A 26,942-nucleotide genomic window follows, 5' to 3' on the forward strand; every position below is an offset into this window, starting at 1 on the left:
CTGCTACGCGCGTAGATATGCTCGTCTGGTGACCATGTCCACAGCTGCACCCCACGCTCTCGCCGACGTCACCGCGTCCGACAGCACGCTGCGCCGCTTCCTCCACGGGCTGCCCGGCGTCGACCCGGTCGGCCTGGAGGCGCGCGCCGCCTCCCTCGGCACCCGTTCCATCAAGACGTCCGCCAAGGCGTACGCCATCGACCTGGCCATCTCCATGGTCGATCTGACGACCCTGGAAGGCGCGGACACCCCGGGCAAGGTCCGGTCGCTCGGCGCCAAGGCGGTCCTGCCCGATCCCACCGACCGCACCACGCCCGCCACCGCCGCGGTCTGCGTCTACCCCGACATGGTGCCCGCCGCGAAGGCCGCCGTGGCCGGCTCCACGGTCAAGGTCGCCTCCGTGGCCACCGCCTTCCCGGCCGGCCGCGCCCCCCTCGCCGTGAAGCTGGCCGACGTCCGCGAGGCCGTCTCGGCAGGTGCCGACGAGATCGACATGGTCATCGACCGGGGCGCGTTCCTCGCGGGGAACTACCTGAAGGTCCACGAGGAGATCACGGCCGTGAAGGAGGCCTGCGGCTCCTCCGCCCGCCTCAAGGTCATCTTCGAGACCGGCGAGCTCTCGACGTACGACAACATCCGCCGCGCCAGCTGGCTCGGCATGCTCGCGGGCGCCGACTTCATCAAGACCTCGACCGGCAAGGTCGCGGTGAACGCCACCCCCGCCAACACCCTGCTCATGCTGGAGGCCGTCCGCGACTTCCGCGCCCAGACCGGCGTCCAGGTGGGCGTGAAGCCCGCCGGCGGCATCCGCACCACCAAGGACGCGATCAAGTTCCTCGTCCTGGTCAACGAGACCGCGGGCGAGGACTGGCTGGACAACCACTGGTTCCGCTTCGGCGCGTCCTCGCTCCTCAACGACCTGCTGATGCAGCGCCAGAAGCTGGCCACCGGCCGCTACTCCGGCCCCGACTACGTGACGGTGGACTGATCCCCATGGCTTCCGCATTCGAATACGCACCGGCCCCCGAGTCCCGGGCGGTCGTCGACATCGCCCCCTCCTACGGCCTGTTCATCGACGGCGAGTTCACCGAGGCCGCCGACGGCAAGGTCTTCAAGACGGTCAGCCCCGCCTCCGAGGAGGTCCTCTCCGAGATCGCCCGGGCGGGCGAGGCGGACGTCGACCGCGCCGTACAGGCCGCCCGCAGGGCGTTCGAGAAGTGGTCGGCCCTCCCCGGCACGGAACGCGCGAAGTACCTCTTCCGCATCGCCCGTATCGTCCAGGAGCGCTCCCGCGAGCTGGCCGTCCTCGAAACCCTCGACAACGGCAAGCCGATCAAGGAGACCCGCGACGCCGACCTCCCCCTGGTCGCCGCGCACTTCTTCTACTACGCGGGCTGGGCCGACAAGCTCGACCACGCCGGCTACGGCGCCAACCCCCGCCCCCTCGGCGTGGCGGGCCAGGTCATCCCCTGGAACTTCCCGCTCCTGATGCTGGCGTGGAAGATCGCCCCGGCCCTGGCGACCGGCAACACGGTCGTCCTGAAGCCGGCGGAGACCACCCCCCTCTCGGCGCTGTTCTTCGCGGACGTCTGCCGCCAGGCGGGCCTGCCGAAGGGCGTCGTCAACATCCTTCCGGGATACGGCGACACGGGCGCCGCGCTGGTGGCGCACCCGGACGTGAACAAGGTCGCCTTCACCGGCTCCACGGCGGTCGGCAAGCAGATCGCGAAGACGGTCGCGGGCACCCGCAAGAAGCTCACCCTCGAACTGGGCGGCAAGGGCGCGAACATCGTCTTCGACGACGCCCCGATCGACCAGGCCGTCGAGGGCATCGTCAACGGCATCTTCTTCAACCAGGGCCAGGTCTGCTGCGCGGGCTCCCGCCTCCTGGTCCAGGAGTCGATCCAGGACGAGCTGCTCGACTCCCTCAAGCGCCGCCTGTCCACCCTCCGCCTCGGCGACCCGCTGGACAAGAACACGGACATCGGCGCGATCAACTCCGAGGAGCAGCTCACCCGGATCACCTCGCTCGTCGAGCGCGGCGAGTCGGAGGGCGCCGAGCGCTGGTCCCCGGCCTGCGAACTGCCCACCTCGGGCTACTGGTTCGCGCCGACGCTGTTCACCAACGTCACCCAGGCGCACACCATCGCCCGCGACGAGATCTTCGGCCCGGTCCTGTCCGTCCTCACCTTCCGCACCCCGGACGAGGCCGTCGCCAAGGCCAACAACACCCAGTACGGCCTGTCGGCGGGCATCTGGACCGAGAAGGGCTCCCGGATCCTGGCCGTCGCGAACAAGCTCCGCGCGGGCGTCGTCTGGTCCAACACGTTCAACAAGTTCGACCCGACGTCGCCGTTCGGCGGCTACAAGGAGTCGGGCTTCGGCCGCGAGGGCGGCCGCCACGGCCTGGAGGCGTACCTCGATGTCTGACCGCCTGTCTGTTTTCAAGACCTACAAGCTGTACGTCGGCGGGAAGTTCCCGCGTTCCGAGAGCGGCCGGGTGTACGAGGTGACCGACTCCAAGGACAACTGGCTGGCCAACGCCCCGCTCTCCTCCCGCAAGGACGCCCGTGACGCGGTGGTCGCCGCCCGCAAGGCGTTCGGCGGCTGGTCCGGCGCGACGGCGTACAACCGCGGCCAGGTCCTCTACCGCGTCGCCGAGATGCTGGAGGGCCGCAGGGCGCAGTTCGTCCACGAGGTGGCCGAGGCGGAGGGCCTGTCGAAGTCGAAGGCGGCGGCCCAGGTGGAGGCCACGATCGACCGCTGGGTCTGGTACGCGGGCTGGACCGACAAGATCGCCCAGGTGGTCGGCGGCGGAAACCCGGTCGCGGGCCCGTACTTCAACCTCTCCTCCCCCGAACCGACCGGCGTGGTCGCGGTCCTGGCCCCCCAGGACTCGTCCTTCCTGGGCCTGGTCTCCGTCCTGGCCCCGGTGATCGCCACGGGCAACACGGCCGTGGTCGTCGCCTCGGAGCGGTCCCCCCTACCGGCGCTGTCGCTCGGTGAGGTGCTGGCCACCTCCGACGTCCCCGGCGGTGTCGTCAACGTCCTCTCCGGCCGTACGGCGGAGATCGCGACGCCTCTCGCCGCCCACCAGGACGTCAACGCGATCGACCTGGCCGGCGCGGACGACGTCCTGGCGAAGGAGCTGGAGATCGCCGCGGCCGACAACCTCAAGCGCGTCCTGCGTCCACAGCCTGTGGACGACTGGACGGCCACGCCCGGGATCGACCGTATGACGGCGTTCCTGGAGACGAAGACGGTCTGGCACCCGACGGGGTCGCTGGGGGCGTCGGGTTCGGCGTACTGAGACAAGGGGCGGGGAACCGCCGGCCGTCGGGGCGGTGCGGACCGTCCGTGGCTGGTCGCGCAGTTCCCCGCGCCCCTTACGGGGCCCTCAGCGCAACCCGCCCACCACCTGACCCAGCACCGGAATGCTCCCGATCGACGGGGCCTGCGCCACCGGCCCGGTCAGGGCCGTGGACGTCAGCGGCTTGAAGTCGGCGAGCTGCGTGCCCACGCCGTTGTCGAGAGGATCGACCCCCGTGCCCGCCAGCGGGTTGGGCTTCAGCCCCGCGACCGGCCCGGTGACGTAACCGACCGTGCCGGTCAGGGCCTGCAGGCCCGCCTGCGGGTCGACCTTGCCGAGCGAGGTGGGCCGGGTGCGCATCACGTCGACGACCGGGGCGGCGTCGTCCGCCGCCACGGCCGCGCCGGCGCCCGCGCCGAGCGCGACCCCCGCGGTCGTGACGGCCAGCAACGCGCGCCGGGCGGTGGGGTTCTGGGAAGCCGGGAGTGAGAGTCGAGCCATCAGCGGTGCCACCTTCTCCTGTGCCATTCCGGTACTGCGGAAAGTAATCATAGAGACACGTACGGTAGTTGAGGTGTGATCTGCGCTCCAAGGACGACCCGCCGTCTCGGCGGGAGCCGCTCGATGCCTCACACTGGACTCTCGTGAGTTCGCATCTCCCGCATCCCTCGAATCCCTCGGCACCGGCCCGGGTCGTCCTGCTGTCCGGTCCGTCCGGCTCGGGCAAGTCGCTCCTCGCCGCCCGCTCCGGCCTGCCCGTGCTGCGGCTGGACGACTTCTACAAGGAGGGCGACGACCCGACGCTGCCGCAGGTGGAGGGCAGTGCGGACATCGACTGGGACCACCCGCTGTCGTGGGACGCGGACACCGCCGTCGCGGCGATCGGCGAGCTGTGCCGCACGGGCCGTACGACCGTCCCGGCGTACGACATCTCGCTCAGCGCGCGGACCGGCGCCGAGGCCCTGCACATCGGGCGGACGCCGGTGTTCATCGCCGAGGGCATCTTCGCCGCCGAGATCGTCGGGCGCTGCCGTGAACTCGGGCTGCTGGCGGACGCGCTGTGTCTGACCCGTGGTCCGGTGAAGACCTTCCGCCGCCGTTTCCTGCGCGATCTGCGGGAGGGCCGTAAGTCGGTGCCGTTCCTGCTGCGGCGCGGCTGGCGGCTGATGCGGCTGGAGCGCTCGATCGTGGCCCGCCAGACGGAGTTGGGCGCCCACCCCTGCGACCGGGACGAGGCCCTGGGCCGGCTGGCGGCGGCCGCCGCGGGCCGGGTCGCGAAGGCGCCGGCCTGAGCGCACACGCTAACCCGCACCCGCCTGAGCGCACACGCGAACCCGGGGTGGGCCCGGGGCGCACATGAAAGCGGGACTGGACGGACCCCCCGGCCCTCCAGTCCCGCTTCCCCCGTGATCCCCCCGCTGTTTCCCCCGTGTAGCACCGCCGTGGTCCCCCCGGACCCCGTCGGCTTTCCCCCCGGCCGTCGCGCCGGCGCTCCCCCGCGCCACCGTGACGTCCCCCGTACCCCCGTTTCCCCCGTACTCCCCCCGCTTTTCCCCCGTTACCTGCTTCCCCCCACAGACCTTCAGGCGACAAGCTCCCCGAAGGACTCCTCCTCGTCACGGCCGAAACTGAGGACCTCGTCCTCGCGCAGCCGGCGGAGCGACCGCCAGATGCTGGACTTCACCGTGCCGACACTGATGTCGAGGATCTCCGCGATCTCCGGGTCGGTGCGGCCCTCGTAGTAACGGAGGACCAGCATCGTGCGCTGGAGTTCGGGGAGCCGGGCGAGCGCCTGCCACAGGACGGCGCGCAGTTCGGTGCCGCGCATCGCGTCCGTGTCGCCGGCCGTCTCCGGCAGCTCCTCGGTCGGGTACTCGTTCAGCTTGCGGCGGCGCCACGCGCTGATGTGCAGATTGGTCATGGTGCGGCGGAGGTAGCCCCCGACCGCGGCCTTGTCACTGATCCGGTCCCAGGCCCGGTAGGTCGAGAACAGCGCGCTCTGCAGCAGGTCCTCGGCCTCGAAGCGGTCTCCGGTCAGGTGGTAGGCGGTTGCGTACAGGGAGGCACGACGCTCCTGGACGTAGGCGGTGAACTCCGCCTCCGACACAGACCGGCGTTCCCCCGTGCCCTCCCCGTACGCGGTCCCCGTTCCCCCGTGGGCCACCCCCGCGGCCCCTGTGGTGCTTCCCCCCGCATGCGCGTCAACCACCGAGATGTACGTGGTGTGCTGACGCCCGGTGCCGCGAGCGCACCCCCGCCCGATCGCGGCACCGGACTTCTCCGCGTTCCGGACGACGCCGTGGAGCCGCGTGACAACTGCGCTAGTGCTGGTGCTGTGCAGCGTGTTCATCTCGCGCCCCCCGTCGTGGAGTTCCGGTCTTCGTAGTGCTTCGCCGTGCTTCCTTGCCTGTGCCGAAAAGATTGCCTGTTCACCTTCATGGCTCTGTCCGCCGACTGTCACAGACCTGTCACAGGGGCCGGTCCTGGGGCGGGGCCCAGCCGGGGCACAGGTCGATCACAGAGAAGAGTCGTACGGCTACGCGAACGGCACGATCGTGTGCGGGTGTCGGGTGGGAGCGCTCCAACGGTCGATTCGGCGCCATGCCATGGGCCAGAATGAGCCCGTGCCTTCCCTGTTGCTGATCGAGGACGACGACGCCATCCGCACGGCCCTGGAGCTCTCACTGACGCGCCAGGGGCACCGTGTCGCCACCGCCGCCACCGGCGAGGATGGTCTCAAGCTGCTGCGCGAACAGCGGCCGGATCTGATCGTTTTGGACGTGATGCTGCCCGGCATCGACGGCTTCGAGGTGTGCCGACGGATCCGGCGCACCGACCAGCTGCCGATCATCCTGCTGACGGCACGCAGCGACGACATCGACGTCGTGGTGGGCCTGGAGTCCGGCGCGGACGACTACGTGGTCAAGCCCGTGCAGGGGCGGGTCCTGGACGCCCGGATCCGGGCGGTGCTGCGGCGCGGTGAGCGCGAGGCCAACGACGCGGCGACGTTCGGTTCGCTCGTGATCGACCGCGCGGCGATGACCGTGACGAAGAACGGCGAGGACCTCCAGCTGACGCCCACCGAGCTGCGGCTGCTCCTGGAGCTGAGCCGCCGCCCCGGACAGGCCCTGTCCCGGCAGCAGTTGCTGCGTCTGGTGTGGGAGCACGACTACCTGGGCGACTCCCGTCTGGTGGACGCGTGTGTGCAGCGGCTGCGCGCCAAGGTCGAGGACGTACCGTCGTCGCCGACTCTGATCCGTACCGTGCGGGGCGTGGGCTACCGGTTGGACACGCCTCAGTGACGAAGGCCCGAGGGGGGATCCGCGGCTGGGCCGCGGCTCGCAGGACCGTGCAGTCCCGGATCCGTTTCACCAGTCTGCGGCTGCGTCTGGTGGTCGTCTTCGGTCTGGTGGCGCTCACGGCCGCCGTGTCGGCGTCCGGTATCGCGTACTGGCTCAACCGCGAGGCCGTGCAGACCCGTGCGCAGGACGCCGCGCTCAACGACTTCGAGCGCGAGATGCAGAGCCATGTGAGCACCCTGCGCCCGAACCCGACGCAGGACCAACTACGCGTCGCGGCACGGAAGATGGCGGACGGCGGCGAGCGCTCCAGCGTGCTGCTGATCGCCGAGGGCGCCGACGGCGAGACGGTCTCCGGCTCCTCCACCGACAACGCGCTCACCGGTTTCTCGCTGGAGGACGTGCCCGCGTCCCTGCAGAAGGCCGTGAACAAGCGGCAGAAGCTCACCACCGGCAACAAGCACGCGTACCACGTGTACTGGCAGCGGGTCATCGACGGCGACACCCCCTACCTCGTGGGCGGCGCGAAGATGATCGGCGGCGGGCCGACCGGCTATATGCGCAAGTCCCTCGCGGAGGAGGCGAAGGACCTCAACTCCCTCGCCTGGTCGCTCGGTATCGCCACGGGCCTGTCCCTGATCGGCTCGGCGCTGCTCGCGCAGGCCGCCGCGACCACGGTCCTGAAGCCGGTGCAGCGCCTCGGCGTGGCCGCCCGGCGCCTCGGCGAGGGCAAGCTCGACACCCGGCTGCGGGTTTCCGGCACGGACGAACTGGCCGACCTCTCCCGGACGTTCAACCTCGCGGCGGAGTCGCTGGAGAAGAAGGTCGACGACATGAGCGCCCGCGAGGAGGCCTCCCGCCGCTTCGTCGCCGACATGTCCCATGAACTCCGTACGCCGCTGACCGCGATCACCGCCGTCACGGAGGTGCTGGAGGAGGAGCTGGACGCCGACACCGGCAGCCTCGACCCGATGATCGAACCGGCGGTACGGCTCGTCGTCAGCGAGACCCGGCGCCTGAACGACCTGGTCGAGAACCTGATGGAGGTCACCCGCTTCGACGCGGGCACCGCCCGTCTGGTCCTCGACGACGTCGACATCGCCGACCAGATCACCGCCTGCATCGACGCCCGCGCCTGGCTGGACGCGGTGGAGCTGAACGCCGAGCGCGGTGTCATCGTCAACCTCGACCCGCGCCGCCTCGACGTGATCCTGGCGAACCTGATCGGCAACGCCCTCAAGCACGGCGGCTCCCCGGTGCGCGTCTCGGTGCGCCCGGAGGGCGAGAACCTGTTCATCGAGGTCCAGGACCACGGCCCCGGCATCCCCGAGGACGTCCTCCCGCACGTCTTCGACCGCTTCTACAAGGCGAGCGCCTCCCGCCCCCGCTCCGAGGGCAGCGGCCTCGGCCTGTCCATCGCCCTGGAGAACGCCCATATCCACGGCGGCGAGATCACCGCCGCCAACTCCCCCAAGGGCGGCGCGGTCTTCACGCTGCGCCTGCCCCGCGACGCGGCCTCGCTGCTCACGGAGGAGCGGGACGAACGGGACGGCGATCAGGGCGACGGCGGCGCGGCGGGCACCGAAGGGGACGGCCAGTGACGATACGAGACGCCCGAGCCGTGCGCGTCCTGGCCGCGACGGGGGCCCTCGCCGGACTCCTCACCGGCTGCGGCATCCGGGCCACCCAGGTGCCGACGGACTTCGGGCCGGCGCCGTCGATGGTCCCGTGCGAGCTGTCCACGACGGACCTCCAGACGCAGGCGACGCCCTCCGGCATGCCGGTCGAGGTGTTCCTGCTCTGCTCCGGCGCGCTCGTCCGCGTCAACCGCTCGGTGCAGGTCACCGACGGCACCGACGAGGCCCAGCGGCGGGTCGTCGTCGCCCAGGGCCTGCTGGACGCCCTGGCCGGCGACCCCAGCGACGTCGAGGACGAGGCCGGCTACAGCACGGCCGTCCCACCTGGCCTCACGGTGACGGGCCCCGCCCCGGGCGACCCCGAGGACACCCTCCGCCTGTCCACGGCTCCCGACTCCCTCCCCCGGTACGCCCTCGCCCAGATCGTCTGCACCTTCGCCGACTCCGCCGCCGCCGGCGACAACGGCTCGGTGGTCCTGGGCAGCACCAGCGCGGAGTCCCTGCGCCGCTACGAGTGCACCCAGGAGACCCAGTCGTCCCCGGGAGAGGGCAACCCCCCTTCCGAGGAGATCAACGGCTCCTGAGGCACGCCCACGGTCACGGCTCGCGACCAGGGCGCCTCTCCGGCCGACGGCCCCTCGGCAGGCCCACTGCAACAGAGGTCGGCGAGTGAGCCGAAGGGGCGCGCCGGTGTCGAGACGGCGAACGCGCGCAGGCCCCGACGAAGGAGGGGCCGAGCACGATCGCCGTCTCGACACCGGCTTCTGCGCCCCGGAGGCGAACCGAGCCCCAAAAAAAGGGGTGCAACCGATCGTGCCGGGGGGTGCGTCTTGGGGGGCGTGCAGCCTCAAGGTACGAACGGCCGTAGCGCCGGGATCCGTGTCCGTGCGGCGGGGGGTGTTCTCCTCGCCGCGCATCTCGCGGTCGTTGCCTGGATCACGCTGCGTCCGCTGGACGTCACCTGGATGAGTCCCGCGAATCTGCGGCCGTTCGCCGGGATCAGAGCGGATCTGGTCCTGGGCTGGCCGGAGGCGGCCCGCCGGATCGGTGAGGGGCTGGCGCTGCTCGCCCCGCTGGGTGTCCTGCTGCCGATGGCGCACGGTCGGCTCGCCGTGTCGCCGCTCGCCTCGCTGGCCCGGTCGGTCGCGGCGGGGGCGCTGCTGTCGCTGGCCATCGAGCTGTTGCAGACGGGGGTGCCCGGGCAGGTCGTGGACATCGACTCGATCCTGCTGAACTCGGTCGGTGTGGGGCTCGCCCATCTCGCGGTGGTGCCGGCGGTCAGGTCGGTGCTGCGGCGCCGGGCCGAGACCCGGGTCCGGGCGGCGGCGCGGCTGCGCCGTGAGGAGCTGTCTCAGGGTCGGACCCCGACGATTCCCAGGGTCGGGATGGCTCCGTAGAGGGACGCTTCGTCCGCTTCGTCACCGTAGCGTCGATGGTGTGGAAAAGAGAGCGATGGCCATGGGAGGCCTCGCCCCACCGTCGGCCCGTGGCCGGCGTCCTACGCTGACGAAGGAGCCCTCATGAGCCGCCTTGCCCGCCCCACCGAAGGCCGGATGATCGGCGGAGTGTGTGCCGCGCTGGCACGGCGCTTCGGCACCTCCGCCACCACGATGCGCGTGATCTTCCTGGTGTCGTGTCTGCTTCCGGGCCCGCAGTTCCTGCTCTACATAGCCCTGTGGATCCTGTTCCCGTCGGAGAGTTCGGGGGGCAAGGCCGGCACGGCCTGGTGACGCGCGCCGGACCGGCGATCGGCGACGACCGTCGGTCTCCCGGCGCGCACACCGACGGGGCGCGCCCTGCGAAGGGTGCGCCCCGTACGGGTGTCGTGGTGTGCCTCAGGCGGCGGGGCCGCCGCCGAGGGGCAGGCCGTTGACGCCGAGGCCCTTGGCGGGGAGGGTCTTGCCGACGGGGAGGCCGCCGAGCAGTCCGGCGACGGGGGCGGTGGGGCCCTCGGCGAGGACGTTGGTGGCGGCGGGCTGCGCGGCCTCCAGGCCGGCGCCGAGCGCGGTCTGGCCCTGGGCGAGCGCGTCGGTGGCGACCGGCAGTGCCTTCGAGACGTTCTCCACGGGCAGCGCCTGGGTGACGGTGGCCAGGGCCTGGGATGCCTCGGGGGCGCTCGGGGCGGCGTTCGCGGCGCCCGCGCCCGCGGCGGCGATGGCGGCACCGACGACGGCGACACCGAGGGTCTTGGCAGCAGACTGCTTCATGTTGAATGCGTCCTTGGAATGCGTGTGACGGGTGGAGAGCGGTGCCGAAACGTAAACACCAAAGTCCCGCCGGAGGCAAACATCGAAAAGCGGCCGCGTCGCCCCGCGCACGACCGCTTCCCGAAGTCGCCTTTCAGCTCTGTTCGTCGACAGAACCGCTGGTGGAGGCCGTTTGCCGGAACAGCCATTCGGATTTCAACTCGGCATATCCGGGCTTGATGACGTCATTGATCATGGCCAGTCGTTCATCGAAAGGAATGAATGCTGACTTCATAGCATTGACCGAGAACCACTGCATGTCGTCGAGCGTGTAACCGAAAGCCTCGACCAGGTGCTCGAATTCACGGCTCATGCTGGTGTGGGACATCAGCCGGTTGTCGGTGTTCACGGTGGCCCGGAAGTGCAGTCGCCGCAGCAGCCCGATGGGGTGTTCGGCGTACGAACGGGCGGCACCGGTCTGGAGGTTGGAGCTGGGGCACAGCTCCAGCGGGATGCGCTTGTCACGGACGTAGGAGGCGAGGCGGCCGAGTTTCACGGAGCCGCCCTCGTGGACCTGGATGTCGTCGATGATGCGGACGCCGTGGCCGAGCCGGTCGGCGCCGCACCACTGCAACGCCTGCCAGATGGACGGGAGTCCGAAGGCCTCACCGGCGTGGATGGTGAAGTGGTTGTTCTCGCGCTTGAGGAACTCGAAGGCGTCGAGGTGGCGGGTGGGCGGGTAGCCGGCCTCGGCGCCCGCGATGTCGAAGCCGACGACACCGAGGTCGCGGTAGCGGTTGGCGAGTTCGGCGATCTCCAGGGCGCGGGCCGCGTGCCGCATGGCGGTGAGCAGGGCGCCGACGCGGATGCGGTTGCCGTCGGCCCTGGCCCGCCGCTCGCCTTCCCGGAAGCCCTCGTTGACGGCCTCGACGACCTCTTCGAGGCTCAGACCGCCGTCCAGGTGCTGTTCGGGGGCGTAGCGCACCTCGGCGTAGACGACACCGTCGGCGGCGAGGTCCTCGGCGCACTCGGCGGCGACGCGGAACAGCGCGTCGCGGGTCTGCATGACACCGACGGTGTGGGAGAAGGTCTCCAGGTACCGCTCCAGCGAGCCGGAGTCGGCGGCCTCGCGGAACCAGACGCCGAGCCGGTCTGGGTCGGCCTCCGGGAGCTGGGAGTACCCGCTGTCGCGGGCGAGTTCGACGATCGTTCCGGGGCGCAGGCCGCCGTCGAGGTGGTCGTGCAGCAGAACCTTGGGCGCCCGGCGGATCTGGTCCGAGTCCGGGGTGCTACCGGTCGGGTCGGTCTGGTTCGTCATTTTCGCACGATAACGCCTACGCGCGTAGAGCGCCTGTCGGGCGATCTCGTCGATACCCAAAGGTGACCCACAGTACGGGTGGCGTACACCATCTCTTCTGACACTGTTCTGTCATGGCGCAGCAAGCAATGCCGGTCCGTACGCCCCGACTTGGGCGGACGATCGGCCCGGAGCCGAGCACGGTCAGCGCAGTGGTGCTGCTGCTCCCGGCCGGTGACGAGGCATCCACCCGCAGACCCTCCCCCATGATGGCCACGGCCTCCGTGCGCGCCCTCGGCCGCCGGCTGAGCCGCGCGGGCCGTACGGAGGGGCTGGCGGCGCATGTCGTCCACTACCGCTACCGGGGCTGGAACGGCACGGAGGCACGGCTCGCGCGGGACGCGGAGTGGGCCGTGGACGAGGTGGTCCGGCGCTACGGGGATGTGCCGGTGTGTCTCGCCGGGCTGCACATGGGGGCGCGGGCGGCGCTGCACGCGGGCGGGCACGAGGCCGTCAACTCCGTGCTGGCGATCGCCCCCTGGCTCCCGGAGGAGGATGTGGCCGCGCCGCCCGAACCGGTGAAACAGCTGGCCGGGCGGCGGGTGCTGATCGTGCACGGGACGAACGACGAGCGGGTGGATCCGGAGCTGTCGTTCCGGTACGCGGCGCGGGCGAAGAAGACGAACCCCGACATCTGCCGGTTCGAGGTGCACGCGGATCGGCATGGGCTGACGCAGTACCGGGACGAGGTGCACGCGTTGGCGTCGGATTTTGTGATGGGGGCGTTGTTCGGGCGGGCGTTCGCCCGGCCGGTGGAGGACGCGCTGGCGGCGCCGCCGCCGTTGGGGTTGCGGATGCCGCTTGCCTCCGGCTTCGGGCGGCAACGCTCGCATCAGGGTGGTTGATGTCATCTCGCGGCTGCGGGCCGTGGGTGGCTGGTCGCGCAGTTCCCCGCGCCCCTGAAGGGGCGCGGCTGCGGCTCAGCTACTCAGCAAGTTGCCCCTTCTCGACAGCAGGAACTTCTTGAAGGCGGCGACCGGGGGTGTGTCGGGGTGGCCGTCCAGCCAGGCGACGCCGATTTCGCGGGCCGCTCGGGGGGCGGTGACCGTCAGTTCGACCACGCCCGGACGGGGGACGGCCGGGGGCGGGAGGAGGGCCACGCCCAGGCCCGCCGCCACCAGGCCCCTGAGCGTCTCCGCCTCCTCGCCCTCGAAGGCGATACGGGGCTTGAAGCCGGCCTCCTTGCAGAGGTCGTCGGTGATGCGGCGCATGCCGTAGCCGGGTTCGAGGGTGACGAAGGTTTCGTCGGCGGCCTCGGCGAGGCGGACGCGTTTGCGGGCGGCGAGGCGGTGGTCGGCGGGGACGACGAGGCGGAGCTTCTGTTCGTCGAGGCGGCGGGCCACCAGGTCGGGGGCGTCCGGGACGGGTGAGGTGAGGCAGAGGTCGAGTTCGCCGGCGCGGAGGCGTTCCAGCATGGCCTCGCCGTAGTTCTGGACCAGGCTGAAGCGGACGCGGGGGTGTTCGGCGCGGAAGGCCTGGAGGAGGCCCGGGACGGTCTCGGCGCCCATGGTGTGCAGGAAGCCGAAGGCGACCTTGCCGGTGGCGGCGTCGGCGTCGGCGCGGACCTCGTCGGCGGCGCGCTCGATCTCGGCGAGGGCGCGCTCCACGGAGGCGTGGAAGGTGCGGCCGGCGTGGGTGAGGGAGACCGTGCGCCCCCGGCGGGCGAACAGGTCGACGCCCAGGTCCTGTTCGAGGCGGACCATGGCCCGCGACAGCGTCGACTGCGGGACCCGCATCTCGCGCGCGGCGCCGGTGACGTGCTCCGTGCGGGCGACGCCGGCGAAGTAGGCGAGGCGGGGCGCGAGGCGCAGCACGATGTCGTCGATGTCGCCGAGATCGCCGAAATCCCCGCCGCCTCCGCGGCCCGCGATGTCTTCTGTGTCACCGGATGGTGACAGGCGCGGCTCTGACCTCTTCTGATGCATCACAGGAACGATTATGGGCGATCCATGCATTGGACGGATGAGCGGCGGCGTACGTAGTTTCGAGGCATGCCTTCCGCCAGTACCGAGGCGTCCACCACCGTGGGCGCCGTATCAGCCACGTCCGACCGCTCTCCCCGCTCGACACTCCCGACCCGCTCGGCCGCCACCGACTCCCGGATGAATCCCGGTGGGCCCGGCTACCGCCGGATGAGTCTGGCGCTGTTCCTCGCGGGTGTCGCGACCTTCGCCCTCCTCTACTCCACGCAGGCGCTGCTGCCGCTGATCTCGGACGGGTTCGGGACGACGGCGGGTGCGGCGAGTTGGACGGTGTCGGCGGCGACCGGTGCGCTGGCGCTGTTCGTGCTGCCGATGAGCGCGCTGTCGGAGCGGTTCGGGCGGCGTACGGTGATGACGGTCTCGCTGGCGGTCGCGGTGACGGTCGGGCTGCTGATCCCCTTCGCGCCCTCGCTGGGGGCGCTGGTGGTGCTGCGGGCCGTGCAGGGCGCGGCGCTGGCCGGGGTGCCGGCGTCCGCGACGGCGTATCTCGCCGAGGAGGTCCGCCCCAAGGCGCTCATCACCGCGATCGGGCTCTTCGTCGCCGGCAACAGCGTCGGCGGGATGAGCGGGCGCGTCCTCACCGGGTGGGTCGCCCAGGAATGGGGCTGGCGGGTCGCGCTGGCGGTGCTCGGGGTGATCGCCGTGGGCTGCGCGGTGGCCTTCCGGGTGCTGCTGCCGGCGCCGAGGCACTTCGTGGCGGGCTCGCTGCGGCCGCGGGTGCTGGGGCGGACGGTGCGGGCGCATCTCGCGAACCCCTTGCTGCGCCGGCTGTACGCGATCGGTGCGCTGTTCATGACGGTCTTCGGCGCGGTCTACACCGTGATCGGCTACCGGCTGGCCGACGCGCCCTTCTCCCTCCCCCAGGGGATCATCGGGTCGATCTTCCTCGTGTACCTGGTGGGCACGGTGTCCGCGTCCACCGCCGGGCGGCTGGCGGGGCGGCTCGGGCGGCGGGGTGCGCTGTACCTCGCGGGCGGTACGACGACCACCGGCCTGCTCTTCACCCTCTCCGACTCCCTGATCCCGGTCCTCCTGGGCCTGGTTCTGATCACCGCCGGGTTCTTCGCCGGCCACGCCGTCGCCTCGTCGTCGGTCAGCCACACGGCGAAGGAGGGGCGGGCGCAGGCCTCGGCGCTGTATCAGTCGGCGTACTACGTCGGCTCCAGCGCCGGCAGCACGCTCGGCGCGATCGCCTTCCACGCGGGGGGTTGGGGCGGGACGGTCGCGCTCGGCCTGCTGGCCGTGCTGGGGGTCGTGGGGATCACCGTGGTGGGGTCCCATGCGGCTCGGCGGGGGCCGGTGCCGGTGCACTGACGTCGGGGTGGGTGGGTACGTGCGGGCCCGGTGGGGGCTGGCCGCGCAGTTCCCCGCGCCCCTGAAAAGCAGGGGCTGCGCCCCGTGCTTTTCAGGCCCGCCCCAGGTTGCCTCTCAGGGCCGCCGGAGGCTGGTCTTCCAGGCCCGCAGGGGCCTGGTCTTTTAGGGGCGCGGGGAACCGCGCGAGAAGCCCCACCGGACCCGCAGACGAAACACAGCCCCCTGACCTGCCCCTTCTCCCACTCGGCAAGCCATTGTCAGTGGGCTGCGGTAGCTTCCGAGGTGTTGGTACGCACAGGGATGGCACAGGGGTGGGTTGGCCATGGGTGACGGTACGGCGACGGCGACGGCGGATCTGGATGTCCGACTGGAGAGGCACCGGGTCGAGTTGACCGGGTACTGCTATCGGATGCTCGGGTCGTCCTTCGAGGCGGAGGACGCCGTGCAGGACACGATGATCCGGGCCTGGCGGAGTTACGAGAAGTTCGAGGGGCGGTCGAGCCTGCGGTCCTGGCTGTACCGGATCGCCACCAATGTGTGTCTGGACATGCTGACCGCGGGGAACAAGAGGGCCCGTCCCATGGATCTCACCGAGTCGACACCGCTCGCCCAGGCCGCTCTCTCGCCCCGCCCGGACAACACCTGGCTGGAGCCGGTGCCGGACGCCCGCGTGCTGCCCGGCACCGATGACCCGGCGGAGGCCGCCGTGGCCAAGGAGTCCGTGCGGCTGGCGTTCGTGGCCGCGCTGCAGAAGCTCCCGTCGAAGCAGCGCGCGGTGCTGATCCTGCGCGAGGTGCTGGCGTGGAAGGCCAGCGAGGTCGCCGAGCTGCTCGACACCTCCGTCGCCTCGGTGAACAGCGCCCTGCAGCGGGCCCGCGCGACCCTCGCCGACGGCGACGGACAGGTCGCGGCGGCCGATGTCTCCGACCCTCTGGACGAGGACCAGCAGAAGCTGCTCGAACGCTATGTGACCGCCTTCGAGGGGTACGACATGGCCGCGCTGACCGCCCTGCTGCACGAGGACGCGGTCATGACGATGCCGCCGTTCGACCTGTGGCTGACCGGGACCGGCGACATCACCGGGTTCATGACCACGCTCGGCGCGCCCTGCGCCGGCTCGCACCTCGTGCCGGTCGCGGTGAACGGCCTGCCCGGCTTCGCGCAGTACAAGCCGGACCCGGAGAAGGGCGGTTTCAGCGCCTGGGCCGTACAGGTGCTGGAGATCTCAGAGGGCCGGATCGGCGGATTCCACTGCTTCCTCGACACCGCCCGCTGGTTCCCCCTCTTCGACCTGCCCCTCCACCTCGAAGGCAAGCCCGACCAGGCGCAGTAGCGCGCGGAGCGCCGGGTCGGGGTCCCGCAGCCGTATCCGGCCCCCGGCCCGTTTCGCCGCCAGCTGCAGCCGGGCCAGTACGTCGACAGCGGCCAGGCCCGGGGGTCCGATACCGGCGACATCGCACACCAGTACCCCTCCCCCGGGCCCGCTCCCGGTGGCCTTCAGTCGCGCTCGTACCTCGGCACAGAGCCCAGGCACCTCGTCCCGGGTGACGGGGCCTGGCAGCACGAGTACGGCGGGTGTCGTCGCGTCCACGATCTGTAGACCGGGCGGGCCCTCGGAACTCATCGCGAGGGGCCCGTGAGGGCGACCACACCCGCCGTGAACTGCCCGGACACGCGTCCGGGCAGCCATAGCCGTGTCCCGGCCCGCCTCAGGCGATCCGGTCCAGCACGATCGGCGTCGGAGTGAACGCCGTGCCCGCGGCCCCGATGTCGTACGAGCCCGCCACCGCCTCCAGGGCGTAGTCGAACCGCTCGGGGGTGTCGGTGTGGAGGGTCAGCAGGGGCTGGCCCTCGGTCACCGTGTCACCGGGCTTGGCGTGCATCTCGACGCCCGCGGCGGCCTGGACCGGGTCCTCCTTGCGGGCGCGTCCGGCGCCGAGCCGCCAGGCGGCGATCCCGATGTCGTAGGCGTCGAGGCGGGTCAGGACGCCCGAGGCGGTCGCCTTGACCACGTGCTGCTCGCGCGAGGTCGGCAGCTCCGCGTCCGGGTCGCCGCCCTGGGCCGCGATCATGCGGCGCCAGGCGTCCATCGCCGAGCCGTCGGCCAGGGCCTTCGCCGGGTCGGCGTCCTTCACGCCGGCCGCGTCGAGCATCTCGCGGGCCAGCGCGATCGTCAGCTCCACGACGTCCGCCGGGCCGCCGCCCGCCAGGACCTCGACCGACTCGCGGACCTCCAGGGCGTTGCCGGCGGTGAGGCCGAGCGGGGTCGACATGTCGGTGAGGAGGGCGACCGTCTTCACGCCGTGGTCCGTGCCGAGGCCGACCATCGTGGACGCCAGTTCCCGCGCGTCCTCCAGGGTCTTCATGAAGGCACCGCTGCCGACCTTCACGTCCAGGACCAGGGAGCCCGTGCCCTCCGCGATCTTCTTGGACATGATGGAGGAGGCGATCAGGGGGATGGCCTCGACCGTTCCCGTCACGTCCCGCAGGGCGTACAGCTTCTTGTCCGCCGGGGCCAGGCCGTCGCCCGCCGCGCAGATGACCGCGCCCACGCCGTCCAGGACGGCCAGCATCTCCTCGTTCGACAGCAGCGCGCGCCAGCCGGGGATCGACTCCAGCTTGTCGAGGGTGCCGCCGGTGTGGCCGAGGCCCCGGCCGGAGAGCTGCGGTACGGCCGCGCCGCAGGCCGCCACCAGCGGCGCCAGGGGCAGGGTGATCTTGTCGCCGACGCCCCCGGTGGAGTGCTTGTCGGCGGTGGGGCGGGACAGGGACGAGAAGTCCATGCGCTCGCCGGAGGCGATCATCGCGGCCGTCCAGCGGGCGATCTCGCGGCGGTCCATGCCGTTGAGGAGGATCGCCATGTTGAGTGCGGCCATCTGGTAGTCGGCGACCTCGCCGCGGGTGTACGCGTCGATGACCCAGTCGATCTGCTCGTCGCTCAGCTCACCGCGGTCCCGCTTGGTGCGGATGACCGAGATGGCGTCCATGGACAGCTTCGTCATGGCTTTCCTTCCGAGGTTCTGCGGAAATCGTGCGGCCCCCCTGAGCAACTCAGAGGGGCCGCACAGGAGTTGCTTGGTGAGTCACTTGGTGAGATGGTCCGGGCCGAAAGCCTGGGGCAGCATCTCGGAGAGGGGCAGAATGCCCGCCGGGGTCTCCAGCAGGAGGTCCGCGCCGCCGAACTCGTACAGCAGCTGACGGCAGCGGCCGCACGGGACGAGGATCTCCCCCTTGCCGTCCACACAGGTGAAGTGGGTGAGCCGGCCGCCGCCACTGTTCTGCAGCTCCGAGACCAGACCGCACTCCGCGCACAGACCCAGGCCGTAGGAGGCGTTCTCGACGTTGCAGCCGGAGACGATCCGACCGTCGTCGACGAGGGCGGCCACCCCGACCGGGTAGCCGGAGTACGGGGCGTACGCCCGGGACATGGCGTCCCGGGCGACCGTGCGGAGCCCGGCCCAGTCGACGGCGGTCACTTGCCCTGGCCCTTCCGGTACGGCAGTCCGTCCGCCTTCGGCATGCGCAGGCGTTGGGCGGAGAGCGCGAGGACGATCAGGGTGATGACGTACGGCGTGGCGGCGACGACCTGGTTGGGGACCTCGTTGGTGGTCGCGTACCAGGTGAAGACCAGGGCGCCGACGACGAAGGTGATCGCGGCGGCGATGTACTTCTTGCGGACGGCCTGCCAGATCGCGCCGATGATCAGCAGCAGGGCGCCGAGGAGCAGCAGGGCGTGGACGTTCTCGGAGCCGCCGCGCAGGTTGAGGCTGTCGGTGTAGCCGAAGAGGCCGGCGCCGAGAGCGAGGCCGCCCGGCATCCAGTTGCCGAAGATCATCGCGGCGAGACCGATGTAGCCGCGTCCGCTGGTCTGGCCCTCCAGGTAGAAGGGGTTGGCGACGATGGAGAGGAAGGCTCCGCCGAGGCCGGCCAGTCCGCCGGAGATGATCACGGCGAGGTACTTGTACTTGTAGACGTTGACGCCGAGGGACTCGGCGGCGACGGGGTTCTCACCGCAGGAGCGCAGCCGCAGACCGAAGGCGGTGCGCCACAGGATCCACCAGGTGGCGGGGATCAGGGCGACGGCGACGAGGGTCAGCCAGGAGACGTTGGTGACCAGGCCGCCGAGCAGACCGGCGAGGTCGGAGACGAAGAACCAGCCCTTCTCGTTGAGGGTCTGGAGCCCGTCCGACAGCCCGGGGACGGTGAAGTCGCCGAGGGAGTCGACCGGCGGGGACTGCTTGGCCGAGCCGCCCTGGTGGCCCTCGAAGGCGAGCGGCGCGAGGTAGCGGGTGGCGCCGAGGGCGAGGATGTTGATGGCCACACCGGAGACGATGTGGTTGACGTTGAAGGTGACGGTGACGAAGGCGTGCAGCAGACCGCCGATCGCGCCGCCGGCGATACCGACCAGGACACCGGTCCACGGACCGTACTGGAAGCCGGCCCAGGCACCGAACCAGGTGCCGAGGATCATCATGCCTTCGAGGCCGATGTTGACGACGCCCGCGCGCTCGGCCCACAGACCGCCGAGGCCGGCGAGGCCGATCGGGACGGCCAGCTCCAGGGCGGTGGACATCTGGCTGACGTTGGTGATGCCGTCGGCGCCGGTGATGATGCGGACGATCGAGGTGAGTGCCAGGACACCGGCGATGACCAGCAGCAGCACGGGCAGCGACATCTTGCGCCCGGTGGGGGCGGTCGGCTCCAGCGAGGGCTGGTTCAGGTCGGTCGCGGTGGTGCTCGTGGTCATCGGCCAGCCACCTCCTTCGTGGTGTTGTTGTCGGCACCGAGGACGTTCCCGGCGGCGAGTTCGGCGCCGACCCGGCGCTGCTGGCGGCGCAGACCCCACTCGCGGACGGTCTCGTACGACACGACGACCGAGAGCACGATCAGGCCCTGCATGATGACCGCGATCTCCTTGTCGTAGCCGTGGAAGTCCAGCTCCGGGGAGGCCTTGTCGAGCCAGGCCCACAGCAGGGCGGCGAAGGCGATGCCGACGGGGCCGTTACGGCCGAGGAGGGCGATGCCGATACCGAGGAAGCCGATACCGGTGGGGAAGTTGAGGCTGTAGGTGTGGGTGTCGCCGAGCAGGATCGGCAGGCCCGCGAGGCCCGCGACACCGCCGGAGATCAGCATGGCGGTGAGGACCATGCGCTTGGGGTCGACACCGCTGGCCGCGGCGGCCGACTCCGAGGCGCCGGAGGCGCGCAGGTCGAAGCCGAAGCGGGTGCGGTTGATGACGACCCAGTAGCCGATGCCGAGGAGGACGGCGAGGAGGACCAGGCCGTAGATCTCGCCGGCCTTGCCCATGTCGATGCCGGGCACCCAGCCCGACTCGGCCATCTCGCCGGTGGTGTTGTTGTTGCCGACCTTGACGCCGAAGACGTTCGGCAGCCAGAGGTAGCCGATGACGGAGGTGGCGATCGCGTTCAGCATGATCGAGGCGACGACCTCGCTGACGCCCCGGGTGACCTTGAGGACGCCGACGATGCCGGCCCAGAAGGCGCCGGTGAGGACCGCGGTGAGCATCAGCAGCGGGATCTGGATGACCGCGGGCAGGTCGACGTGGGCGCCGACGATCGCGGTGATCATGGCGCCGAGGAGGTACTGGCCGTCGACACCGATGTTGAACAGGTTCATCCGGAAGCCGATGGCCACCGCGAGGGCCGCGACGTAGTACAGCGAGGCCTGGTTGATGATCCGGACCTGGATGTCGGAGAACGAGGCCTGCTCGAACATGATCGTGAACGGCTCGACCGGGTTCTTGCCGGAGGCGAGCAGCACGATCGCGGTGAGGGCGAAGGCCACGGCGAGCGCGAGGACCGGGCCGGCGACGGCGAGGAGCACCCGCTCCTTGTCGAACTTCTTCATCAGTTGGCCTCGTCTTCCGGAGACTCGGGGGCCTTGCGAAGGCCGGGAGTCTCGGGGGTCTCGTCCCGCGTCTCGGGGGTCTCTTCGTGTTCGAGGTGGCCGGTGGCGGCGCCGGTCATGGCCGAGCCCAGCTCCTCGGGGGTGATGGTGGCCGGGTCGGCGTCGGCGACCAGCTTGCCGTTGTAGATCACCCGGAGCGTGTCGGACAGGCCGATCAGCTCGTCCAGGTCGGCGGAGATCAGCAGCACGGCCAGGCCCTCGCGGCGGGCCTCGCGGATCTGGTCCCAGATCTGGGCCTGCGCGCCGACGTCCACACCGCGGGTGGGGTGGGCGGCGATCAGGAAGCGCGGCTTGTGGCTCATCTCGCGGCCGACGATCAGCTTCTGCTGGTTGCCGCCGGAGAGGGAGGCGGCGGTGACGTCGATACCGGGGGTGCGGACGTCGTACTCGGCGACGATCCGGCGGGTGTCCTCCTGGGCGGCCTTCGGGTCGAGCCAGACGCCCTTGGCGTTGGGCCGCTCGGTCACATGGCCGAGGATACGGTTCTCCCAGAGGGGGGCCTCCAGGAGCAGACCGTGCCGGTGGCGGTCCTCGGGGATGTAGCCGACGCCCTGCTCACGGCGCTTGCGCGTGGCCCAGGTGGTCATGTCCTCCTCGGCCAGCGCGATCGTGCCGGAGTCGGCGGACTTCAGACCGATGAGGGCGTCGACCAGCTCGGTCTGGCCGTTGCCCTCGACGCCGGCCAGGCCCAGGACCTCGCCGGCGTGGATGGTGAAGGTGATGTCGTCGAGAAGCGCCTTGCCGCCGACGGCCTCCAGCCGCAGGTCCTTGACGGTGAGGACGGGGCGGTCGGTGACCGTGGACTCGGCCGTCTCGGGGGTGGGCAGCTCGCTGCCGACCATCAGCTCGGCGAGCTGGCGCGGGGTGGTCTCGGCGGGGACGGCCGTGCCGACCGTCGTACCGCGCCGGATGACGGTGATCTCGTCGGCGACCGACAGCACCTCGCCCAGCTTGTGCGAGATGAAGATGACCGCGAGGCCCTGCGCCTTCAGTTCGCGCAGGTTGGTGAAGAGGGCCTCGACCTCCTGGGGCACGAGCACGGCGGTCGGCTCGTCCAGGATCAGGGTGCGGGCGCCGCGGTAGAGGACCTTGAGGATCTCCACGCGCTGGCGCTCGGCGACGCCCAGCTCCTCGACCAGGACGTCGGGGCGGACCCCGAAGCCGTACCGGTCGGAGATCTCCTTGATCTTGCGGCGGGCCTTGGCGCCGATGCCGTACAGCTTCTCGCTGCCGAGGACCACGTTCTCCAGGACCGTGAGGTTGTCGGCGAGCATGAAGTGCTGGTGCACCATGCCGATGCCGCGCACGATGGCGTCGGCCGGGGAGGAGAACGAGACCTGCTCGCCGTCGACGGCGATGGTGCCCTCGTCCGGCTTCTGCATGCCGTAGAGGATCTTCATCAGGGTCGACTTGCCGGCGCCGTTCTCCCCGACGAGGGCGTGGACGGTGCCCTTGCGCACGGTGAGGTGGATGTCGTGGTTGGCCACGACGCCGGGGAATCGCTTGGTGATCCCGGCGAGTTCGACGGCGGTCACCGTGTCGTTGACCGCCGCGTCGGCCGGAGGGCTGCTGGACGCGTTGATGGCGCACTCTCCTGGGAAAGGGGGTCGTCTACGCGCGTAGCGCCCCTACGGCATCGAAAGCGGGCGGCGACGTACTTAGACAACGGGGTACAGGGAGCAAGGCTCCCCGTACCCCGTTGAGCGCACGTAACCCCGCGGTTACCGGCGGCTCCGGGGGCGCCTGAACACCCCCGGGACCGCCCGGCTGCTCGTGGTACAGCTGGGTCAGCTGGTCTTGACCTCGATCAGCTGGTCTTGACCTTGATTTCGCCGCTGATGATCTTCTCCTTGGCCGTGGTGATGGCCTCCTGGAGCTCGGTGTCGCTCTTGAACTTCGGGTTGGAGTCGGCGAGGCCGACCTCGCCGGTCTTCAGATCGCCCCTGACGATACCGGTCCCGGGCTGACCGTCCTCGACCGACTTCGCCAGGTTGTACACCGCCTTGGCGACGTCCTTCGTCGCCGAGGTCAGGATGGAGTCCTTGTACTTCGCGAGGGCTTCCTGCCGGTACTGGTCGGAGTCGACGCCGATCGCCCAGATCTTGTTCGCGGCGGCGGCCTCGATCACACCCTGGCCGGACAGACCGGCCGCCGCGTAGACGACGTCGGCCTTCTTCTCGATCTGGCCCTCGGCGGCCGTCTTGCCCTTGTCGGGGCTGGAGAAGCCGCCCTCCTCGGCCGTCTGGGTCAGGTACTGGGTGAGCACCTTCGCCTTGGGGTTGGTGTCCTTGACGCCCTGCTCGAAACCGGCCTGGAACTTGTGGATCAGCGGGATGTCCACACCGCCCACGAAACCGACCGTGTTCGTCTTGGTGGCCTTGGCCGCCGCGACGCCCGCGAGGTACGAGGCCTGCTCCTCGGAGAAGACCAGGTCCGCGACGTTGTCCAGCTGGACCGTGGAGTCGTCGACGATGCCGAAGGTGGTGTCCGGGTACTGCTCGGCGGCGGCCTTCACGGCCGTCGCGTACGCGTAGCCGACGCCGACGACCGGGTTGTAGCCCTGCTTGGCCAGGGAGACCAGGCGCTGCTCCTTGTCCGCGTCCGTCTCGCCCTCGGTGGGCTCGATGTCCTGCGTCTTGTACCCGAACTCCTTCTTCGCCTGCTCCAGGCCCGCGTAGGCCGCGTCGTTGAAGGACTGGTCGCCCTTGCCGCCGACGTCGTACGCGATGGCAAGGCCCAGGTCGCCCTTGGAGTCTGCGGAGGAGGAGGACGCCTCCGACGAGGTTCCGCCGCAGGCGGAGAGGGCGAGGGCGAGGGAGGCGGTCGCTGCGCCTGCGACCGCGAGGCGGGAAACCCGGCGCATGTGTGGTGCTCCTGTCGTACAGCGCCGGGGGTACGGATCAGGGTACTGATCAGTAGTGCTTCGCAGCATCGGCGCCTTATATGGCTTTCGCCGCAGAGTAACGCGCGTAGACCCTCCGGGTGAAGCCTGGTGGACCACGTTGTTATGGGGCCGTGTTGCAAGGGTGTCCGGGGGTTGGGGGGCGCGAGGTGGGGGGTGGTTCGGTTGGGTCGCGAGTGCCGGTGCGTTGTGGCTGGTCGCGCAGTTCCTCGCGCCCCTTTGGGGCCCGCTGCCCTTCACCGGCGTACGAAAACGGGACAGCGGGCGGGTGTACACGTACACCCGCCCGCTGTCGGCGCTCATCGCAGATACGGACCTACTCGGTCTTCACCTTGATCGTGCCGTCGATGATGCCTTCCTTGGCCTTGGCGACGGCGTCCGTGAGGCCGGCGATCTCGGCCATCTTCGGGTTGGAGTCGGCGAGGCCGACGCCGTCGACCTTGAGGTCGAAGGTCTGGGTGCCGGTGAGGGGCTTGCCGTCCTCGACGGACTTGGCCAGGGAGTAGACCGCGCCGCCGACGTCCTTCAGGGCGGAGGTGAGGATGTACTCCTTGTAGGGGGCCAGGGCCTCCTGGTTGTACTGGTCGGAGTCGACGCCGATCGCCCAGACCTTGGCCTTGGCGGCGGCCTCGATGACACCCTGGCCGGAGAGGCCGGCGGCCTGGTACAGGACGTCGGCGTTCTTCTCGATCTGGCCCTCGGCGGCGGCCTTGCCCTTGTCGGGGCTGGAGAAGCCGCCCTCTTCGGCCGTCTGGGTCAGGTACTGCGAGACGACCTTGACCTTGCCGCCGCTGGTGTCCTCGACGCCCTGCTTGTAGCCGGCCTCGAACTTGTGGATGAGCGGGATGTCCACACCGCCGACGAAGCCGACCGTGTTGGTCTTGGTGGCCTTGGCGGCCGCGACACCGGCGAGGTACGAGGCCTCCTGCTCGGCGAAGACGAGGGACGCGACGTTGTCGCCCTCGACGACCGAGTCGACGATGCCGAAGGTGGTGTCCGGGAACTGCTTGGCCGCGGCCTCCATGGCGGGGCCGTAGGCGAAGCCGACGCCGATGACCGGGTTGTAGCCCTGCTTGGCCAGGGACTCCAGACGCTGCTGCTTGTCGGCGTCCGTCTCGCCCTCGGTGGGCTCGATGTCCTCGGTCTGGTAACCGAACTCCTTCTGAGCCTTCTCCAGGCCCGCGTACGCCGCGTCGTTGAAGGACTGGTCGCCCTTGCCGCCGATGTCGTACGCGATCGCGAGACCCTTTTCGCTCTTGCTGGTCTCGCCGTCGCTGCCGCTGCTCTCGCTGCTGGTGCCACCACAGGCGGTGGCGGCGAGCGCCAGCGACGCGACCCCCACCGCGACGCGGGTCAGTTTGGAAATCCGACGCATCTTGAAGTTCCCCATCTTCTCCACAGCCCCGCGACCGGGTGCTCAGTTCGGCGCACATTAACGCGCGTAGACACTCCTGGGAACGGGGTTTCGACTGGCCGTTATCCATTCGTGCCGATGGCCGGTTACGTCCTCGTGAACCAGGCTGCCGCGAGGGTGGGCGGGCCGCAAGCCGGGAGGGTCCTACCGGGCGGCCGTGTCGAGCGCGCGCATCCGGGCGTCCAGGAGGGCGGCGGCGGTGAAGAGCTCGACGCCCACGGTGATGGCGTGTTCGTCGGCGTCGAAGTCGCCCTGGTGGAGGTCGCGGACGGTGAGGTCGCCCGGGCGGCGGACACCCAGACGGGCCATGGCGCCGGGGACGTGCTCCAGGTACCAGGAGAAGTCCTCACCGCCGAGGCTCTGCTCGGTGTCCTCGATGGACTTGATCCCGCGACGGGCGGCCATGGAGTCGTGGAGGAGTTCGGTGACGACGGGGTCGTTGACGACCGGCGGGACGCCTCGGATGTAGTTGATCTCGGGCTTGGCGCGGTGCATGACCGCGACCTCCTGGACCGCCTCGTGGATCAGGTCGGGGGCCTGCCGCCAGGCGTTGATGTCCAGGCAGCGGACGGTGCCGGACAGCTCGGCGTGCTGCGGGATGACGTTGGGCGCGTGGCCCGACTCGATCCGGCCCCAGGTCACGACCAGCCCGGCGCGGGCGTCGAACCGGCGGCCGACCAGCGCGGGCACGTCGGTGACGACCCGGGCGGCGGCGGTGACGAGGTCGGTGGTGAGGTGGGGGCGGGCGGTGTGGCCGCCGGGGCCGTCGAGGGACAGCTCCAGCCGGTCGCAGGCCGAGGTGATGGGGCCGTGGCGGAGCCCGATGAGGCCGGCGTCGACCCTCGGGTCGCAGTGCACGGCGATGATCCGGCCCACTCCGTCGAGCGCGCCGGTCCTGATCACGTCGGCGGCGCCGCCGGGCAGCACCTCCTCGGCGGGCTGGAAGATCAGCCGGACGGGGCGGGGCAGCTGTCCCTTGCGGTGCAGGTCGGCGAGGACGAGACCGGCGCCGAGGACGACGGTGGTGTGCACGTCGTGGCCGCAGGCGTGGGCGCGGTCCGGGACGGTGGAGCGGTAGTCGCAGTCCACCTTGGTGTCCGGGATGGGCAGGGCGTCGATGTCCGCGCGCAGGGCGAGCGCGGAGCTGTCGGTGCCGTTCCAGTCGCCGATGTCACAGATGAGTCCGGTGCCGCTGGGGAGCACGCGCGGGCGCAGGTCCGCCTTCTCCAGGCGGGCCTTGATCGCGGCGGTCGTGCGGAACTCCTGGTTGCCCAGCTCCGGGTGCATGTGCAAGTCGCGGCGGAACACGACGAGTTCGGCACGGAGGGCTTCCGGCAACGTACCGGGGAGCGACGCTTCGGCTTCCCCTGGCTGATCGGCCTCGGACTCTCGGGACATCAGTTGGTTCACCCTCTGAAGGGTAGGGCGATCGGGCGACCTTCTCACCCTCGATCAACAAAAAATCAGCCCGCGAGGGGAAGATTTCCGGTCGCACAACGCATACGTATTGGCAGGGATGGGTATACCCGTTCGCTTCTTCGCGGGCGGGTGGACCGCTGAGGAGGGAGCGCCGGGGTTGCCCGCGAATCCCATCGTCTAAACGTCCGGGGGTG

26 protein-coding genes are annotated in these 26,942 nt (G+C 70.6%); 12 read left to right on the plus strand and 14 right to left on the minus strand.

Going from position 1 to position 26,942, the window contains the following annotated elements; all coding sequences use genetic code 11:
• The first annotated feature begins 34 nt into the window (after positions 1-34).
• Genes deoC through ACZ7MG_RS08140 form a run of 3 tightly spaced genes read left to right on the plus strand, consistent with a single transcriptional unit; the run spans position 35 to position 3,310 of the window.
• Positions 35-988, plus strand: coding sequence for a deoxyribose-phosphate aldolase (deoC, locus tag ACZ7MG_RS08130; RefSeq protein ID WP_471388322.1), 954 nt, complete (start codon positions 35-37; stop codon positions 986-988).
• Between the two features lie 5 nt (positions 989-993).
• Complete coding sequence (locus ACZ7MG_RS08135) at positions 994-2,430, plus strand: aldehyde dehydrogenase family protein (RefSeq protein WP_471388165.1); 1,437 nt, start codon at positions 994-996, stop codon at positions 2,428-2,430.
• Entirely contained in the window at positions 2,423-3,310 is an 888-nt protein-coding gene (locus ACZ7MG_RS08140; protein ID WP_471388168.1) for an aldehyde dehydrogenase family protein, read from the plus strand. The genes ACZ7MG_RS08135 and ACZ7MG_RS08140 overlap by 8 nt, the downstream gene beginning before the upstream one ends.
• Positions 3,311-3,397: 87 nt before the next feature.
• Here ACZ7MG_RS08140 and ACZ7MG_RS08145 read toward each other — a convergent pair whose 3' ends face one another.
• Positions 3,398-3,811, minus strand: a complete 414-nt coding sequence (locus ACZ7MG_RS08145; RefSeq protein ID WP_471388170.1) for a hypothetical protein — start codon at positions 3,809-3,811, stop codon at positions 3,398-3,400.
• 143 nt (positions 3,812-3,954) lie between these two features.
• On the opposite strand from ACZ7MG_RS08145, the gene ACZ7MG_RS08150 reads away from it, so the two are divergent.
• The gene (locus ACZ7MG_RS08150) at positions 3,955-4,602 is read left to right on the plus strand and encodes a uridine kinase family protein (protein WP_471388172.1); all 648 of its coding nucleotides are present in this window, start codon (positions 3,955-3,957) and stop codon (positions 4,600-4,602) included.
• A gap of 290 nt (positions 4,603-4,892) precedes the next feature.
• On the opposite strand, the gene ACZ7MG_RS08155 is transcribed toward ACZ7MG_RS08150, so the two are convergent.
• The gene (locus tag ACZ7MG_RS08155) at positions 4,893-5,660 is read right to left on the minus strand and encodes a SigE family RNA polymerase sigma factor (protein WP_471388175.1); all 768 of its coding nucleotides are present in this window, start codon (positions 5,658-5,660) and stop codon (positions 4,893-4,895) included.
• A 274-nt stretch (positions 5,661-5,934) separates the two neighbouring features.
• On the opposite strand from ACZ7MG_RS08155, the gene afsQ1 reads away from it, so the two are divergent.
• The 5 genes from afsQ1 to ACZ7MG_RS08180 all read left to right on the plus strand — a co-directional run bounded on the left by afsQ1 (position 5,935) and on the right by ACZ7MG_RS08180 (position 9,976).
• A complete protein-coding gene (afsQ1, locus tag ACZ7MG_RS08160; protein ID WP_013001223.1) occupies positions 5,935-6,612 on the plus strand; it encodes a two-component system response regulator AfsQ1 in 678 nt (225 codons plus the stop codon).
• Complete coding sequence (locus ACZ7MG_RS08165) at positions 6,609-8,210, plus strand: ATP-binding protein (protein ID WP_471388179.1); 1,602 nt, start codon at positions 6,609-6,611, stop codon at positions 8,208-8,210. The genes afsQ1 and ACZ7MG_RS08165 overlap by 4 nt, the downstream gene beginning before the upstream one ends.
• Complete coding sequence (locus ACZ7MG_RS08170; RefSeq protein ID WP_471388182.1) at positions 8,207-8,830, plus strand: hypothetical protein; 624 nt, start codon at positions 8,207-8,209, stop codon at positions 8,828-8,830. The genes ACZ7MG_RS08165 and ACZ7MG_RS08170 overlap by 4 nt, the downstream gene beginning before the upstream one ends.
• A 255-nt stretch (positions 8,831-9,085) precedes the next feature.
• A complete protein-coding gene (locus tag ACZ7MG_RS08175; protein WP_471388184.1) occupies positions 9,086-9,643 on the plus strand; it encodes a VanZ family protein in 558 nt (185 codons plus the stop codon).
• A 123-nt stretch (positions 9,644-9,766) separates the two neighbouring features.
• Positions 9,767-9,976: a PspC domain-containing protein gene (locus ACZ7MG_RS08180; protein ID WP_471388187.1), complete on the plus strand. Its 210-nt coding sequence runs from the start codon at positions 9,767-9,769 to the stop codon at positions 9,974-9,976.
• Positions 9,977-10,081: 105 nt separating this feature from the next.
• On the opposite strand, the gene ACZ7MG_RS08185 is transcribed toward ACZ7MG_RS08180, so the two are convergent.
• Together ACZ7MG_RS08185 and ACZ7MG_RS08190 are read right to left on the minus strand one after the other, a co-directional pair.
• Positions 10,082-10,453 carry an ATP-binding protein gene (locus ACZ7MG_RS08185; protein WP_471388190.1) on the minus strand — a complete coding sequence of 124 codons (372 nt, stop codon included), beginning with the start codon at positions 10,451-10,453 and terminating at the stop codon, positions 10,082-10,084.
• 133 nt (positions 10,454-10,586) lie between these two features.
• Positions 10,587-11,750, minus strand: a complete 1,164-nt coding sequence (locus ACZ7MG_RS08190; RefSeq protein WP_471388193.1) for an adenosine deaminase — start codon at positions 11,748-11,750, stop codon at positions 10,587-10,589.
• Between the two features lie 113 nt (positions 11,751-11,863).
• Here ACZ7MG_RS08190 and ACZ7MG_RS08195 point away from each other — a divergent pair, with 113 nt between their 5' ends.
• Positions 11,864-12,634: a prolyl oligopeptidase family serine peptidase gene (locus tag ACZ7MG_RS08195; protein WP_471388196.1), complete on the plus strand. Its 771-nt coding sequence runs from the start codon at positions 11,864-11,866 to the stop codon at positions 12,632-12,634.
• A gap of 75 nt (positions 12,635-12,709) precedes the next feature.
• Here the strand turns inward: ACZ7MG_RS08195 and ACZ7MG_RS08200 are convergent, their stop codons facing one another.
• On the minus strand, positions 12,710-13,717 hold the full coding sequence (locus ACZ7MG_RS08200; protein WP_471388199.1) for a LysR family transcriptional regulator: 1,008 nt from the start codon (positions 13,715-13,717) through the stop codon (positions 12,710-12,712).
• A gap of 63 nt (positions 13,718-13,780) precedes the next feature.
• Between ACZ7MG_RS08200 and ACZ7MG_RS08205 the strand changes: the two genes are divergently transcribed.
• Both ACZ7MG_RS08205 and ACZ7MG_RS08210 read left to right on the plus strand, forming a co-directional pair.
• Entirely contained in the window at positions 13,781-15,085 is a 1,305-nt protein-coding gene (locus tag ACZ7MG_RS08205; RefSeq protein ID WP_471388202.1) for an MFS transporter, read from the plus strand.
• Positions 15,086-15,407: 322 nt separating this feature from the next.
• Positions 15,408-16,418 (plus strand): sigma-70 family RNA polymerase sigma factor, encoded by a 1,011-nt coding sequence (locus ACZ7MG_RS08210; protein WP_471388204.1) that lies wholly within the window; start codon positions 15,408-15,410, stop codon positions 16,416-16,418.
• Here ACZ7MG_RS08210 and ACZ7MG_RS08215 read toward each other — a convergent pair.
• The 9 genes from ACZ7MG_RS08215 to ACZ7MG_RS08255 form a co-directional block, all read right to left on the minus strand.
• Positions 16,311-16,709 (minus strand): STAS domain-containing protein, encoded by a 399-nt coding sequence (locus ACZ7MG_RS08215; RefSeq protein WP_471388207.1) that lies wholly within the window; start codon positions 16,707-16,709, stop codon positions 16,311-16,313. The genes ACZ7MG_RS08210 and ACZ7MG_RS08215 overlap by 108 nt on opposite strands.
• An 85-nt stretch (positions 16,710-16,794) precedes the next feature.
• Entirely contained in the window at positions 16,795-18,078 is a 1,284-nt protein-coding gene (locus ACZ7MG_RS08220; RefSeq protein WP_471388325.1) for a thymidine phosphorylase, read from the minus strand.
• Positions 18,079-18,168: 90 nt separating this feature from the next.
• Positions 18,169-18,561: a cytidine deaminase gene (locus tag ACZ7MG_RS08225; protein WP_471388210.1), complete on the minus strand. Its 393-nt coding sequence runs from the start codon at positions 18,559-18,561 to the stop codon at positions 18,169-18,171.
• On the minus strand, positions 18,558-19,832 hold the full coding sequence (locus tag ACZ7MG_RS08230) for an ABC transporter permease (protein ID WP_471388212.1): 1,275 nt from the start codon (positions 19,830-19,832) through the stop codon (positions 18,558-18,560). Before ACZ7MG_RS08230 ends, ACZ7MG_RS08225 begins: the two co-directional genes overlap by 4 nt.
• Positions 19,829-20,953, minus strand: coding sequence for an ABC transporter permease (locus tag ACZ7MG_RS08235; RefSeq protein WP_471388214.1), 1,125 nt, complete (start codon positions 20,951-20,953; stop codon positions 19,829-19,831). The genes ACZ7MG_RS08230 and ACZ7MG_RS08235 overlap by 4 nt, the downstream gene beginning before the upstream one ends.
• Complete coding sequence (locus tag ACZ7MG_RS08240; protein WP_471388216.1) at positions 20,953-22,548, minus strand: ABC transporter ATP-binding protein; 1,596 nt, start codon at positions 22,546-22,548, stop codon at positions 20,953-20,955. Before ACZ7MG_RS08240 ends, ACZ7MG_RS08235 begins: the two co-directional genes overlap by 1 nt.
• A 272-nt stretch (positions 22,549-22,820) precedes the next feature.
• On the minus strand, positions 22,821-23,876 hold the full coding sequence (locus ACZ7MG_RS08245) for a BMP family lipoprotein (RefSeq protein ID WP_471388218.1): 1,056 nt from the start codon (positions 23,874-23,876) through the stop codon (positions 22,821-22,823).
• Positions 23,877-24,231: 355 nt separating this feature from the next.
• On the minus strand, positions 24,232-25,290 hold the full coding sequence (locus tag ACZ7MG_RS08250; RefSeq protein ID WP_471388221.1) for a BMP family lipoprotein: 1,059 nt from the start codon (positions 25,288-25,290) through the stop codon (positions 24,232-24,234).
• A gap of 183 nt (positions 25,291-25,473) precedes the next feature.
• The gene (locus ACZ7MG_RS08255; RefSeq protein ID WP_471388224.1) at positions 25,474-26,727 is read right to left on the minus strand and encodes an amidohydrolase; all 1,254 of its coding nucleotides are present in this window, start codon (positions 26,725-26,727) and stop codon (positions 25,474-25,476) included.
• Positions 26,728-26,942 lie beyond the last annotated feature (215 nt).

It is taken from the genome of Streptomyces sp. NPDC107538 (assembly GCF_055657445.1).